The organism is Streptomyces tricolor, assembly GCF_002155905.1.
GTDB lineage: Bacteria > Actinomycetota > Actinomycetes > Streptomycetales > Streptomycetaceae > Streptomyces > Streptomyces tricolor.
The window spans coordinates 1-14609 of sequence record NZ_MUMF01000404.1; the positions used below are offsets into that span (position 1 = coordinate 1).

At 72.2% G+C, this 14609-nt stretch carries 8 protein-coding genes and 1 pseudogene; 1 reads left to right on the plus strand and 8 read right to left on the minus strand.

Annotated features, from left to right (window positions below; genetic code table 11):
• From tmk to bldG, 8 genes and pseudogenes are all read right to left on the minus strand, one after another.
• Positions 1-2619: pseudogene (gene tmk, locus CCN44_RS27080) on the minus strand (dTMP kinase); the annotation flags it as partial.
• A 341-nt stretch (positions 2620-2960) separates the two neighbouring features.
• Entirely contained in the window at positions 2961-5780 is a 2820-nt protein-coding gene (topA, locus tag CCN44_RS27085; protein WP_086700335.1) for a type I DNA topoisomerase, read from the minus strand.
• Positions 5781-6037: 257 nt separating this feature from the next.
• Positions 6038-6235: a hypothetical protein gene (locus CCN44_RS27090; RefSeq protein ID WP_086700338.1), complete on the minus strand. Its 198-nt coding sequence runs from the start codon at positions 6233-6235 to the stop codon at positions 6038-6040.
• Between the two features lie 546 nt (positions 6236-6781).
• Positions 6782-8302, minus strand: a complete 1521-nt coding sequence (locus CCN44_RS27095; RefSeq protein ID WP_059251483.1) for a DUF7059 domain-containing protein — start codon at positions 8300-8302, stop codon at positions 6782-6784.
• 61 nt (positions 8303-8363) lie between these two features.
• Positions 8364-8975 carry a hypothetical protein gene (locus CCN44_RS27100; RefSeq protein ID WP_059251481.1) on the minus strand — a complete coding sequence of 204 codons (612 nt, stop codon included), beginning with the start codon at positions 8973-8975 and terminating at the stop codon, positions 8364-8366.
• Positions 8976-9187: 212 nt separating this feature from the next.
• Positions 9188-11593, minus strand: a complete 2406-nt coding sequence (locus CCN44_RS27105; protein WP_059251479.1) for a sodium-translocating pyrophosphatase — start codon at positions 11591-11593, stop codon at positions 9188-9190.
• A gap of 286 nt (positions 11594-11879) precedes the next feature.
• Complete coding sequence (locus CCN44_RS27110) at positions 11880-12314, minus strand: ATP-binding protein (protein WP_059251477.1); 435 nt, start codon at positions 12312-12314, stop codon at positions 11880-11882.
• A gap of 196 nt (positions 12315-12510) precedes the next feature.
• The gene (bldG, locus tag CCN44_RS27115; protein ID WP_059251475.1) at positions 12511-12852 is read right to left on the minus strand and encodes an anti-sigma factor antagonist BldG; all 342 of its coding nucleotides are present in this window, start codon (positions 12850-12852) and stop codon (positions 12511-12513) included.
• 80 nt (positions 12853-12932) lie between these two features.
• Between bldG and CCN44_RS27120 the strand changes: the two genes are divergently transcribed.
• Positions 12933-14609, plus strand: a 1677-nt coding sequence (locus CCN44_RS27120; RefSeq protein ID WP_167404035.1) for a DEAD/DEAH box helicase, incomplete at its 3' end; no start/stop codon positions are given.

The window sequence follows — 14609 nt, forward strand, 5'->3', positions numbered from 1 at the left end:
TGGGCCTGCGGGCCGCCGCGTCGGCCGCCGCCGCGGCCTCGGCCGCCTGCCTGCGGGCCTCCTCGGCGCGCAGCAGCGCCTCCTCGGCCTTGCGCTGCGCCTCCAGGCGCCGGGCTTCCTCCTCCGCGCGCAGCCGGGCCTGCCGGGCCTCTTCCTCGGCGCGCAGCCGGGCCTGCCGGGCCTCTTCCTCGGCGCGCAGCCGGGCCTCCTCCTCGGCCTGCCTGCGGCGCCGCTCCTCCTCGGCCCTGCGGCGGGCCTCCTCCTCGGCGCGTGCCTTCTCCTCGGCGAGCAGCCGCTGCCGCTCCTCCTCCGCGCGCCGACGCGCTTCCTCGGCCCGCTGCCGGGCCTCCTCCGCCTGCCGTTCGGCCTCGCGGCGCTGCGCCTCCTCCAGCTCGCGCCGCTTGCGCTCCTCCTCCTCGGCGCGCAGCTTGGCGAGCTGCTCCTGGCGCTCGCGTTCCAGGCGCTCCTCCTCGGCCTTGCGGGCGGCCTCTTCCTCGGCCTTGCGGCGGGCCTCCTCCTCGGCCTTGCGGCGAGCCTCCTCCTGGGCCTTGATCTCGGCCTCGGACAGCGGCAGCACGATGTCCAGGCGGTGCCGGATCACGGTGGTGACGGCCTCGGGCTCCTGCCCGGCGTCCACGACCAGGTAGCGGCCCGGGTCGGAGGCGGCGAGCGTGAGGAAACCGGCCCGCACGCGCGCGTGGAACTCCGCCGGCTCCGACTCCAGCCGGTCCGGCGCCTCGGTGAACCGCTCGCGGGCGGTCTCCGGGGAGACGTCCAGCAGGACGGTGAGGTGCGGGACGAGCCCGTTGGTGGCCCAGCGGTTGATGCGGGCGATCTCGGTCGGGGACAGGTCGCGGCCGGCGCCCTGGTAGGCGACCGAGGAGTCGATGTAGCGGTCGGAGATCACCACCGCGCCGCGCTCCAGGGCGGGGCGTACGACCGTGTCGACGTGCTCGGCCCGGTCGGCGGCGTACAGCAGCGCCTCCGCGCGGTGCGACAGGCCCGCCGAGGACACGTCCAGCAGGATCGAGCGGAGCCGCTTGCCCACCGGGGTGGCGCCGGGCTCGCGGGTGAGCACGACCTCGTGGCCCTTGGCGCGGATCCACTCGGCGAGCGCCTCGGCCTGGGTGGACTTGCCGGCGCCGTCGCCGCCCTCCAGGGCGATGAAGAAGCCGCGGGCCGCCGGTGCGGTGACCGGGTCGTCGCCGCCGAGCAGCGCGTCCTTGAGGTCCTGGCGCAGCGGCACGCCGGACCGGTCGTCGACCTTGGCGAGCACCAGCGCGGCCACCGGCAGCAGCAGCGCGCCGACCAGCATCAGCGTGAAGGCGGCACCGCCGTGCGCGAAGACGAACTTGCCGTTCTCCAGCCGGTGCGGGCCGATCAGCGCCGCGACCAGGGGCGCGATCAGGGCGCCGAGCGCTATGAAGACGCGGACCACGGCGTGCAGGTGCTCGGTGGTGCGCGCCCGGCGGAAGTCCTCGGTCTCCTGGTCGAGCAGGGTGTGCCCGGTGTTGGCGGCCACGCCCGCGCCGGTGCCGGCCAGGGTGACGATCAGCAGGACGGTGGTGACGTCCGGGACCAGCCCGGCGGCCAGCAGCGCGATGCCGGTGACGGCGATCGCCAGGGCCAGCAGGCGGCGGCGGGAGAGCGAGGGCAGCAGCGCGGGGGCGGTGCGGATGCCGACGGCGACACCGCCGGTCAGGCCCAGCACCAGCAGGCCGTAGAGGACCGGGCCGCCGCCGAGGTCCTTGGCGTGCAGCACGCACACCGCGACGGCCGCCGCGACGGCCCCGGCGACTCCGGCGCAGGCCGGGACGAGCAGCGGGATGGCGCCGGTACGGCCCTTGTCGACGCCGGTGCCGGTGCGCGGGCGGCGCAGGCCCTCCAGCGGGGACCGCGGGCGCGGGGTGCGCGTGTCGGGCAGTGCCAGGGAGGTCAGCACGGACAGCGAGGCGGCGAACAGGCCCGCCGCCACGTACGACCCGAGGGCCGCCTGGTGCTGGTCGAACCAGTCCATGCCGGTGCCCAGCAGGTTGTTCAGCAGGGCGGCGACGAGCAGGGTGGCGGCGGCCAGCGGGATCGCCAGGAAGGTCGTCCGCAGCGACAGGCGGCGCTCTCCCGGCACACGGTCCACAGCCGCTCGGCGACGCCGGTGACGAAGGCGGTGACCAGCAGGACGGCGAGCGCGTTGTCCGGGGTCCAGTCGATCCACAGGGGCGCGATGATCAGCAGCGCGGCGCGCACGCCGTCGGCGCCGACCATGGTCCAGCGGCGGTCGAGCGGGCCCTCCTGGGCGGTGAGCGAGGTCAGCGGGCCGAGGAGGACGGCGCCGAAGAGCAGCGCGGCGAGGATGCGGGCGGCGAAGACCGTCGCCACTGCGAACGCCACGCCTCGGTAGCCACCGCCGAAGGCGCCCTCGGCGATGGCCGCCTGGAGGACCAGGAGGACCAGTACGAGGAGGGACAGGGTGTCGCCGACACCGCTCACCAGCTGCGCGCTCCACAGGCGCCTCAGCTGCGGTCGGCGCAGCAGGGAACGGACGGCGCGCTCGCGGGAGTCCGCGACCAGGGCGTCGTCCGGTGCTGTGGGGTGGGCCGTCGGCTGCTCGGCTCGCGTCATGCGTTCAGCCTATCCGCAGCGACTGACACCACACCTCGCACGTCCCGACGCACGCGCGCCCCGGCACCGAGGCGGCGCCGGGGCGTTCGTTTCGCGAACCCGCGACGGCCGGCGGTCCGCTGAGACGATCATCAGCCCACAGAGACGGCCACCGACCGGCCAGGCACTCTCCAGCCCCGTCCAGGCGGCACGGCCCAGCACGCCGATCACCGCCCCGGCGAGGCGACCACCAGCCCGGCAAACGTCACCGCCCGGCGCCACGGTCACCGAACCGGCACCACGGTCACCGGCCCGGCGTGAGATCACCCGCCCCAGTGAAGCCGTCGCGGGCCGGTGCGGGCTCAGTCCTCCGTGTTGGAAGCCGTCGCCTTCTTCGCGGTGGTCTTCTTGGCGGTCGTCTTCTTCGCGGCGGCCGTCGTCTTCTTCGCGGCCGTCTTCTTGGCCGCGGTCTTCTTCGCCGGGGCGGTCTTCTTGGCCGCCGCCTTCTTCGCCGTCTTCTTGGCGGGGCCCTTCGCCCGCTTCTCGGCGAGCAGCTCGAAGCCACGCTCCGGAGTGATCGTTTCGACACTGTCGCCGGAGCGGAGGGTCGCGTTCGTCTCGCCGTCGGTGACGTACGGGCCGAAGCGGCCGTCCTTGACCACGACCGGCTTGCCGGAGACCGGGTCCGCGCCCAGTTCCTTCAGCGGCGGCTTGGCGGCGGCCCGGCCACGCTGCTTCGGCTGGGCGTAGATCGCCTGCGCCTCCTCCAGCGTGATCGTGAAGATCTGGTCCTCGGACTGCAGCGAGCGCGAGTCCGTGCCCTTCTTCAGATAGGGGCCGTACCGGCCGTTCTGCGCGGTGATCTCCACCCCGTCGGCGTCGGTGCCGACGACCCGCGGCAGCGACATCAGCCGCAGCGCGTCCTCGAGCGTCACCGTGTCGAGCGACATCGACTTGAAGAGCGAGGCCGTCCGCGGCTTGACCGCGTTCTTGCCGGTCTTCGGGGTGCCCTCGGGGAGCACCTCCGTGACGTACGGGCCGTAGCGGCCGTCCTTGGCCACGATCGTGTGGCCGGTGGCCGGGTCGGTGCCCAGCTCGAAGTCGCCGCTGGGCTTGGCCAGCAGCTCCTCGGCCAGCTCGACGCTCAGCTCGTCCGGCGCCAGGTCGTCCGGGATGTCGGCGCGCTGGTGCTGCTCGGTGTCCTTCTCGCCGCGCTCGATGTACGGGCCGTAGCGGCCGACCCGCAGCACGATGCCGTTGCCCACCGGGAACGACGACACCTCGCGCGCGTCGATCGCGCCCAGGTCGGTCACCAGCTCCTTGAGACCGCCGAGGTGGTCCCCGTCGCCGTTGCCGGCCTCGGCGGCGCTGCCGACGCCGTCGTGGCCCTCGCCGAAGTAGAAGCGCTTCAGCCACGGCACGGCCTGGGCCTCACCCGCGGCGATGCGGTCGAGGTCGTCCTCCATCTTGGCGGTGAAGTCGTAGTCGACGAGCCGCCCGAAGTGCTTCTCCAGGAGGTTGACCACGGCGAAGGACAGGAAGGACGGCACGAGGGCCGTGCCCTTCTTGAAGACGTAGCCGCGGTCCAGGATCGTGCCGATGATCGACGCGTACGTCGACGGGCGGCCGATCTCGCGCTCTTCCAGCTCCTTGACCAGGCTGGCCTCGGTGTACCGGGCCGGGGGCTTGGTGGCGTGGCCGTCGGCCGTGATCTCCTCGGCGGACAGCGCGTCCCCCTCGGCGACCTGCGGCAGCCGGCGCTCGCGGTCGTCCAGCTCGGCGTTCGGGTCGTCGGCACCCTCGACGTAGGCCTTCAGGAAGCCGTGGAAGGTGATCGTCTTGCCGGAGGCGCTGAACTCGACGTCCCGGCCGTCGGCAGCCGTGCCGCCGATCTTCACCGTGACGCTGTTGCCGGTCGCGTCCTTCATCTGGGACGCGACGGTCCGCTTCCAGATCAGCTCGTACAGCTTGAACTGGTCCCCGGTCAGACCGGTCTCCGCGGGCGTGCGGAAACGATCACCCGAGGGACGGATCGCCTCGTGCGCCTCCTGCGCGTTCTTGACCTTGGCGGCGTAGACGCGCGGGGTGGCCGGCAGGTACTCGGCGCCGTACAGCTGCGTGACCTGGGCGCGAGCCGCGGCGATCGCCGTGTCGCTCAGCGTCGTGGAGTCCGTACGCATGTACGTGATGTAGCCGTTCTCGTACAGCTTCTGCGCGATCTGCATGGTCGCCTTCGCGCCGAAGCCGAGCTTGCGGCTGGCCTCCTGCTGCAGCGTCGTCGTACGGAACGGGGCGTACGGCGAGCGGCGGTACGGCTTGGACTCGACGGACCGCACGGAGAAGCGGGTGTTCTCCAGGGCGGCGGCGAGGGCGCGCGCGGTCGCCTCGTCGAGGTGGAGGATGTTCGCGCTCTTGAGCTGTCCCACGGAGTCGAAGTCGCGGCCCTGCGCGATCCGCCGGCCGTCGACGGTCTGGAGGCGGGCGACCAGCGACGACGGGTCCGACGAGTCTCCCGCGCGGCCGGTCGCGAAGGTCCCCGTCAGGTCCCAGTACTCGGCGGAACGAAAGGCGATCCGCTCGCGTTCCCGCTCCACGACGAGTCGGGTGGCGACGGACTGCACGCGGCCGGCCGACAGCCGGGGCATGACCTTCTTCCACAGCACCGGGGAGACCTCGTAGCCGTAGAGGCGGTCGAGGATGCGGCGGGTCTCCTGGGCGTCGACCAGCTTCTGGTTGAGCTGGCGCGGGTTGGCGACGGCCTCCCGGATCGCGTCCTTGGTGATCTCGTGGAACACCATGCGCTTGACCGGGATCTTCGGCTTCAGGACCTCCTGGAGGTGCCAGGCGATCGCCTCGCCCTCCCGGTCCTCATCGGTGGCGAGGAACAGCTCGTCGGAGTCCTTCAGCAGGTCCTTGAGCTTCTTGACCTGGGCCTTCTTGTCGGCGTTGATCACATAGATCGGCTGGAAGTCATGTTCGACGTCCACACCGAGGCGACGGACCTCGCCGGTGTACTTCTCCGGCACCTCCGCGGCGCCGTTGGGAAGGTCGCGGATGTGCCCGACGCTCGCCTCGACGGTGTAGCCGGGGCCGAGGTAGCCCTTGATCGTCTTCGCCTTGGCAGGCGACTCGACGATGACGAGTCGGCGACCGCCCTGTGCGGTCTCGCTGGTCGGGGACAACTTCGCTCTTCTCTCCGGTCGACGCTGGGGCCTCCCCAGGCCTTGGTCCCGGGGTCGCGGCGTACTGCTGGCTCGTGTGACGCTGCGGAGTGTGACGCTACATCCCGCCCCCGTGTCAAACGGGAAAAGCCCACAACGGCCACTCGAACGGTAACCCGACTACCGCCATTCCTGCCGCCCGGACTGCCCGGCCACCCCCGCACCCCTGTCCGGAGCGTAACGCTCCCCTTACCCGGCGGACATGGCGCCCGCCGGTCTCAGAGCCGGGTCAGGCAGTACACACCGAGGGCCAGCGCCACCGTCCCGGCCGCGCTCGCGCAGGCCGCCGATGCGACACGGCTCACACCGAGGGCCACCGGTTCCCGGCGCCGCAGACGGGTCCCGGTCCAGGCCAGCAGACCGGCCCCGAACAGGGCGAACACCACTCCCGCGAAGATCGCCGGACCACTCTCCACCGCCCGCCCACCCCTTCCCCGCCATGCGCTCCGCCCAGCGCCGGGAGGGTGGCACGCGCGGGAGACGGGAAGGCGACCCGGGGGTGAACGGAAGGCCGCCACATATTCGAACGTGCGAACGGACGGGGGTGCCGGGAACCCGGCGCCCATATTTTTCCGGCCGTTTTCCGGAAACCGGTCGGATCGGACCCCGGCCGGCCTCCCCGCCGGGCCCGTGCCCCCGGCATACGACGGTGCCCGCGACCCGCTCACGGCCTCATCGGTCCGCGGCCACGACGGCGCGGGCGGCCGGGGACGACACCCCGACCCGGCTCCGCCGCGCAAAGGCCCCGGCCCGCGCCCGTCCGCCTCGCGGGACCCGGCCCGCGCGTACCCGCCCTGCGGGACCCGGCCCGCGCGTACCCGCCCTGCGGGACCCGGCCCGCGCGTACCCGCCCAGCGCGACTTCGGCCCCGTCCGCCCGGCGCACGGAACCCAGGCCCGCACATACCCGACGAGCAGCCCACCGGGCCCCGGCCCAGGTGGCCGTCGACCCGCGCGCCCCGCTCAGCGCACCGGCTCCAGGAAGCCCTGCTCCACCAGCAGCCGGATCTGCGCGGGCGTGCGGTCGCGCAGCAGCACCGGGTCCTCGCCGACGAGCTGCGCGATGGCGTCCAGGATGCGGCCCGCGCTCAGCGTGCCGTCGCACACGCCCGCGAACCCGGCACCGACCGTGTCCACCTTCGTCGCCCGGCGCATCCCGCGGTGCTGGCGCAGCACCACGTGCTCCGGGTCCTCGGCGCCGGGCAGCCCGACCTGCTCCTGGACCACTTCGGCGGCGAGCTTGAAGTGGCTGTCCAGCAGCGCCGCGTCGTCGTGCGTCCGGAGGTAGTCGAGCCGGTCGAAGTGCGCCCGGATCGCCTCCCCGAGCGGCTGCTCGACCGGGTGCGGCCACTCCTCCACCGTGACGACGGGTTCGGCGGACCCGGTCCTGCGCAGGGTGATCCAGCCGAAGCCGACCGCCTTGACCTTGCGCGCCTCGAACTCGTCGAGCCAGGCGTCGTACCGCGCCTGGTACTCCGCCGGGTCGCCGCGGTGGTCCCCGGAGTCCCTCAGCCACAGCTCGGCGTACTGCGTGATGTCCTGCACCTCGCGCTGCACGATCCAGGCATCGCACCCGCGCGGCACCCACGACCTGAGTCTGTCCTGCCAGTCCTCCCCTGCCACGTGCTGCCAGTTCGCGAGGAACTGCGCGAACCCGCCCTCGTTCAGCCGTTCCCCCGCCTGCTGAACGAGCGAGCGGCACAGATCGTCCCCGCCCATGCCACCGTCCCGGTACGTCAGCCGGGCGCGCGGGGAGATCACGAACGGCGGGTTGGAGACGATCAGGTCGAAGGTCTCGTCGTTCCGGACCGGCTCGAACAGCGAGCCCTCGCGCAGGTCGGCGGCGGGGGCGCCGGAGAGTGCCAGCGTGAGCGCCGTGATGTGGAGCGCGCGCGGGTTGAGGTCGGTCGCCGTCACGCGCGTGGCGTGCTGCGCGGCGTGCAGGGCCTGGATGCCGGAGCCGGTGCCGAGGTCCAGGGCGGCGGCGACGGGGGTGCGGACGGTGATGCCGGCGAGGGTGGTGGAGGCGCCGCCGACGCCCAGGACGACGCCCTCCGCGCGCTGCCCGATGCCACCGGCGCCGCCCACCGCGCAGCCGAGGTCGGAGACGATGAACCAGTCCTCGCCGCCGGGGCCGCCGTACGGGCGCACGTCCACGGTCGCGGCGACCTCGTCGCCGCCCACGCGCGTGAGCCAGCCGGCCTCCAGCGCCTCCTCGACCGGCAGAACGGCCGCCACGCGCGCGTGCGGCACCGGCTGCTGGAGCAGGAACAGCCGTACGAGCGTCTCCAGCGGGCTGTCGCCTCGGGTCACCCGGAGCGCGGGCACGGTCTCGCTGCGGGCCAGCGCCGCGTACGCGGCGGCGCCGAGCAGGTCGAGCAGCCCGTCGGCGGTGAAGGAGGCGGCCAGCAGCGCGTCCCTCAGACGCGCGGCGATGTCGGGCCGGTCGGAAGCGGGCAGGGGAGCGAGTCCGGAGTCAGTCACGCCCCCATTGTGGCCCGGGGCGGCTGCCCGGGGCCGACTTCGCGCGCGGCGTTCGCCGACGTCAGCCCGCTGTCGCCGGTGCCGGCGCGGACGCGGAGGCGGACGCGGCGACCTTGCAGCTGGGCTGCTTGGCCATCGCCTTCTTGACGTCCTCCTGCTCCAGCCGCTTCAGCGCCTGCGTGCCGCTGTCGCTCTGCTTGCCGATCTCCTTCGACTGGCTGGCGACCTCCTTGAGACCACGGGCGAACTTCCCCTGGTCCTTGGTGTCGAGCCCGTCGACCTTCTTCTTCAGCTCGGCGTACGACGTGGCGAGGCCGGAGAGGTTCTTGGCCGCGTCCCGCTGCAGCTTGGCGCCGCCCTCCACGCCGGGGGGCGCTCCGGCGGTGTCGAGGGCGTTCGCGAGCGTCTTGTAGCCGTCGGCCATGTCCTGGAAGGCCTCGGCGTACGTCTTCTGCGCGCTCTTGGGCGGGAGGTTGCTGTCCGTGGCGATGGCCGCTATCGCGGCGTTGGCCGACCTGATCTTCGCGTTGGGCGCGGGCACCGCGTCGCACACCGTCTTGGCCCAGGACACCAGCTTGGGGTCGGGCCCCTCCTCACCGCTGCCGCTGCACCCGGACACCGCCACCACCAGTACCGCACCGCCGGACAGTGCGGCCGCGAGCTTCTTGTTCACCGGATTGGTCCCTTCCATGGCTCTCGGCCCCCGGAATCTACACGGCGAACACACCCCCTCCCCCTGCCGAACGAGTCGTAAGTCTGCTTTTGTGACCTTTCGCACCATGGGAGAGAAGGCTCACGACGTGGGCGAGCACACACGGAGGCGGGCGGGCGGCGCGTCAGTACGCGCCACCCGCCCGCCCGTTGGCCAGGCCTTCGCGACCGGATCTACGAAACCACCGCGGCGTCCGGCGAGTTGGCGACCCGCTCCGTGCTCTCGTCGTCGCCGACGGCGATGCCGCGCCGCTTGGAGATGTACACGGCCACGACGATCACCAGCAGCGCGAGGACGGCGATCCCGATCCGCACGCCGAGGTTCTTGTCGTCGCCGTAGGAGAACTTGATCACCGCCGGTGCGATCAGCAGCGAGACCAGGTTCATGACCTTCAGCAGCGGGTTGATCGCGGGTCCCGCGGTGTCCTTGAAGGGGTCGCCGACCGTGTCCCCGATCACCGTGGCGGCGTGCGCCTCGCTGCCCTTGCCGCCGTGGTGGCCGTCCTCCACCAGCTTCTTGGCGTTGTCCCAGGCGCCGCCGGAGTTGGCGAGGAACACCGCCATCAGCGTGCCCGCGCCGATCGCGCCGGCGAGGTAGGAGCCGAGCGCGCCGACGCCGAGCGTGAACCCGATGAAGATCGGCGCCATGACGGCGAGCAGACCGGGCGTGGCCAGCTCCCGCAGGGCGTCCTTGGTGCAGATGTCGACGACCTTGCCGTACTCGGGCTTCTCGCTGAAGTCCATGATCCCGGGCTTCTCGCGGAACTGCCGCCGCACCTCGAACACCACCGAACCCGCCGACCGCGAGACCGCGTTGATGGCCAGTCCGGAGAAGAGGAAGACGACCGCGGCGCCCGCGATGAGGCCGACGAGGTTGTTGGGCTGCGAGATGTCCAGCGACAGGCTGAGCGGTGAACCCGGCCCGGTCAGCTTCGCCCCCACGTCCTGCACATTGGTGGTGATCGCGTCCCGGTACGACCCGAACAGCGCCGACGCGGCCAGGACGGCGGTGGCGATGGCGATGCCCTTGGTGATGGCCTTGGTCGTGTTGCCGACCGCGTCCAGGTTGGTGAGCACCTGCGCGCCCGCGCCCTCGACGTCGCCGGACATCTCGGCGATGCCCTGGGCGTTGTCGGAGACCGGCCCGAAGGTGTCCATGGCGACGATCACACCGACCGTGGTGAGCAGTCCGGTGCCGGCCAGCGCGACCGCGAACAGCGCCAGCATGATCGAGGTACCGCCGAGCAGGAACGCGCCGTAGACGGAGAGCCCGATGAGCAGGGCGGTGTAGACGGCCGACTCCAGACCCACCGAGATGCCGGAGAGGACGACGGTGGCGGGGCCGGTGAGGGAGGTCTTGCCGATGTCCCGCACCGGACGGCGGTTGGTCTCGGTGAAATAGCCGGTCAGCTGCTGGATGACGGCGGCGAGCAGGATGCCGATGGCCACCGCGACCAGCGCGAGGATGCGCGGGTCGCCGTCCTTGGCCCGGATCGCCGCGTCGGTGACGCCGTCGAGGTCGGCGTACTTCGACGGCAGGTACAGGAAGACCGCGACCGCTACCAGCGCCAGGGAGATCACCGCGGAGATGAAGAAGCCCCGGTTGATGGCGGTCATGCCGCTGCGGTCGGCGCGGCGCGGGGCGACCGCGAAGATGCCGATCATCGCGGTGATCACGCCGATGGCGGGCACCAGCAGCGGGAAGGCCAGCCCCGAGTCGCCGAAGGCGGCCTTGCCGAGGATCAGCGCGGCCACCAGGGTCACGGCGTACGACTCGAAGAGGTCGGCCGCCATGCCCGCACAGTCGCCGACGTTGTCGCCCACGTTGTCGGCGATGGTCGCGGCATTGCGCGGGTCGTCCTCCGGAATGCCCTGTTCGACCTTGCCGACCAGGTCGGCGCCGACGTCGGCGGCCTTGGTGAAGATGCCGCCGCCCACCCGCATGAACATCGCGATCAGGGCGGCGCCGAGGCCGAAGCCCTCCAGCACCTTCGGTGCGTCGGCGGCGTACACCAGCACCACGCAGGAGGCGCCCAGCAGGCCGAGCCCCACCGTGAACATGCCGACGACGCCGCCCGTGCGAAATGCGATCTTCATCGCGGTGTGCGAGACGGTGGTGAGATCCTTTTCCGGTTCGCCTTCCGCCGGGGTGGCTTCCCGGGCCGCCGCGGCGACCCGCACATTGCTGCGTACGGCGAGCCACATGCCGATATAGCCGGTGGCCGCCGAGAACGCCGCTCCGATCAGGAAGAACACCGAGCGGCCGGCCCGCTGATTCCAGTCGTCCGCGGGCAGCAGCATGAGCAGGAAGAAGACGACGACGGCGAATACGCCGAGCGTGCGCAGCTGCCGGGCGAGATACGCCTTGGCGCCTTCCTGGACCGCCTCGGCGATCCGTTTCATGCTGTCGGTGCCCTCGCCCGCGGCCAGCACCTGGCGCACCAGGATCCCCGCGACCACCAGAGCGGCCAGGGCGACCGCCGCGATGACGGCCACGATGATCCGGTTGTCGTCGGTCAGGACCGCGGCTGCGAGGGATGAGGGGTGACCCAACTGATGTGGGGTAGAAAGCCCCGCCATTCGTCCTCCTTGACGCTTGGGCTGAGCTCAAGATGTGGACGGATTGTAGGTACCGGCGGGTGATCTAAACAGGGGACAGTAAACAGAATTGGCCTGTCTGCACAGACAGCGAACCCGAAAGAAGTAATGCCCCAAACGCATTGACGGCCACATGGGTGCTTGATCAAATTATCGGGTTTTGATCGTGAATTCCTTCACGAATTCAACGTCCGCCGGAAAACACGACAGGGGCCCTGCTCGGCAGGGCCCCTGGGCGGTGGCCGCCCGGCGGTCCGGGCGGGCGCGGTCAGGCGAGTGCGGTGGCCGGCGGTGCGGTCGGCCACGTCATGCGGATCAGGCCGCCGTTCTGCCCGGTGGTGACCTCCACGTCGTCGACGAGGCCGCTGATGACCGCGAGGCCCATCTCGTCCTCCTCGACCTCCGCGTCGCCGTCCTGCCCGGCACCGGCCGCGTCGCCGCCCGGAGCGGCGTGCGGGGCCTCGTCGCCGACCTCGATGGAGAACTGTTTCTCCTCTTCGATCAGCGCCACCTTCACCGGTGCCGTGACGCCGCTGATCTGGTGCAGTCCGACGGCCCGGGAGCAGGCCTCGCCCACGGCGAGCCGCACCTCGTCCAGGACGGCCTCGTCCACTCCGGCCCTGCGTGCCACCGCCGCCGCCACCAGCCGGGCGGTCCTGACGTGCTCGGGCAGCGCGCTGAATCGGAGTTCGACGGTGGCCATGCATCCCCCTCGCGACTACGGGCGTGCGGACGGGGGCCGGGCCGCCGAGCGCCCGCACCCCCCGGTGTACATCTGTGCCCCGGACCGCGCGTCCGCGACGGCCCGGGACGAGACCTGCCGACGTCCGGGCCCCGGCGGGAGCCCGACGGCGACGGCCGGTCCGGGATCGGTCGGTGGCCGATCAGTCGGTGGTCGATCAGTCGGTGGCCGCCACCGCTTCCTCGACCGAGGTGTGGATCGGGAACACCTTGGTGAGGCCGGTGATGCGGAAGATCTTGAGAATGCGCTCCTGGTTGCACACCAGGCGCAGCGAGCCCTCGTGGGCGCGAACCCGCTTCAGGCCGCCGACCAGCACGCCGAGCCCGGTGGAGTCGAGGAAGTCCACGCCCTCCATGTTGACGACGAGGTGGAAATTCCCGTCGTTCACCAGCTCGACCAGCTGCTCGCGCAGCTTGGGCGCGGTATATACGTCGATTTCGCCACCGACCTCGACGACCGTACGATCGCCGACGGTACGGGTCGACAGGGACAGGTCCACGGATCCTCCAGCACCTTGCTATCGAGCGGTCGCCCCTCGGGCACCCGACTTGCGGCCCCCGGGACGCTACGCCAGCCGCGATGGCATTCAATCACTTACCGGCAGGCGTGCACGACGCCTTGACTCCATTGTCCGTCACGCCAGTGACACACTCGGTGCCGATGGCCAAGAATCACCGATCCGATCGATCCCAGGCCCACGCGGCGTCCCGCCCGTCTCCGGGCACGGTCCTGGACCGGCTCGCCTCCGGGCCGAGCCGGGCTGCGCGCATCACTCATACGGAGCACTTGCCCCCGCGCGCGGGCCGCCATGCCGTCTGGCCTGACCGGATTCGGTCCGAGGTGATCGCGGCCGTCCAGGCGTGCGGCATCGAGCACCCCTGGGCGCACCAGGCGCTGGCCGCGGAGCACGCCCTGGACGGCGACTCGGTGGTGGTCGCCACCGGCACCGCCTCCGGCAAGTCCCTCGCCTACCTCGTGCCCGTCATGTCCACCCTTCTGGACGGTGCCGAGGCTCCGAACGGCCGCGGCGCCACCGCCCTCTACCTGGCCCCCACCAAGGCGCTCGCGGCGGATCAGTGCCGGTCGGTGAAGAAACTTTCACAACCTCTCGGCACCTCGGTGCGCCCGGCGGTGTACGACGGGGACACCCCGTTCGAGGAACGCGAGTGGATCCGCCAGTACGCCAACTACGTCCTCACCAACCCGGACATGCTGCACCGCGGGATACTCCCCTCCCACCCGCGCTGGTCCTCCTTCCTGAAGTCCCTCAGGTACGTCGTCGTCGACGAGTGCCACACCTACCGGGGGGTCTTCGGCTCGCACGTCGCCCAGGTGCTGCGCCGGCTGCGCCGCCTGTGCGCCCGCTACGGCTCCTCCCCCGTGTTCCTGCTGGCCTCGGCGACCGCCGCCGAGCCCGCGGTCGCCGCCCGCCGGCTGACCGGCCTGCCGGTGGTGGAGGTCGCCGACGACGCCTCCCCGCGCGGGGAGCTGGTCTTCGCCCTCTGGGAGCCCCCGCTCACCGAGCTGCAGGGCGAGAAGGGCGCACCCGTGCGGCGGACCGCCACCGCCGAGACCGCCGACCTGCTGACCGACCTGACCGTGCAGGGCGTGCGCTCGGTCGCCTTCGTGCGCTCCCGGCGCGGCGCCGAACTGATCTCGGTGATCGCCCAGGAGCGGCTCGCCGAGGTCGACCGCTCCCTGGCCCGGCGTGTCGCGGCCTACCGCGGCGGCTACCTCCCCGAGGAACGCCGCGCCCTGGAACGCGCTCTGCACTCCGGCGAACTCCTCGGCCTCGCCGCCACGACGGCCCTGGAGCTGGGCGTGGACGTCTCGGGCCTGGACGCGGTGGTGATCGCCGGCTATCCGGGCACACGCGCGTCCCTGTGGCAGCAGGCGGGCCGCGCGGGCCGCTCCGGCCAGGGCGCCCTCGCGGTCCTCGTCGCCCGCGACGACCCGCTGGACACCTTCCTGGTCCATCATCCCGAGGCCCTGTTCGACCAACCGGTGGAATCGACGGTCCTCGACCCCGACAACCCCTACGTGCTCGCCCCGCACCTGTGCGCCGCCGCCGCGGAGCTGCCGCTGACCGAGGAGGACCTGGACCTCTTCGGCCCCGCCTGCGCGGACGTGCTGCCGCAGCTGGAGGCCGCGAAGCTGCTGCGCCGCCGTACGAAGGCGTGGCACTGGACGCGCCGGGAGCGGGCCGCCGACCTCACCGACATCCGCGGCGCCGGCGGCCGGCCGGTGCAGGTCGTG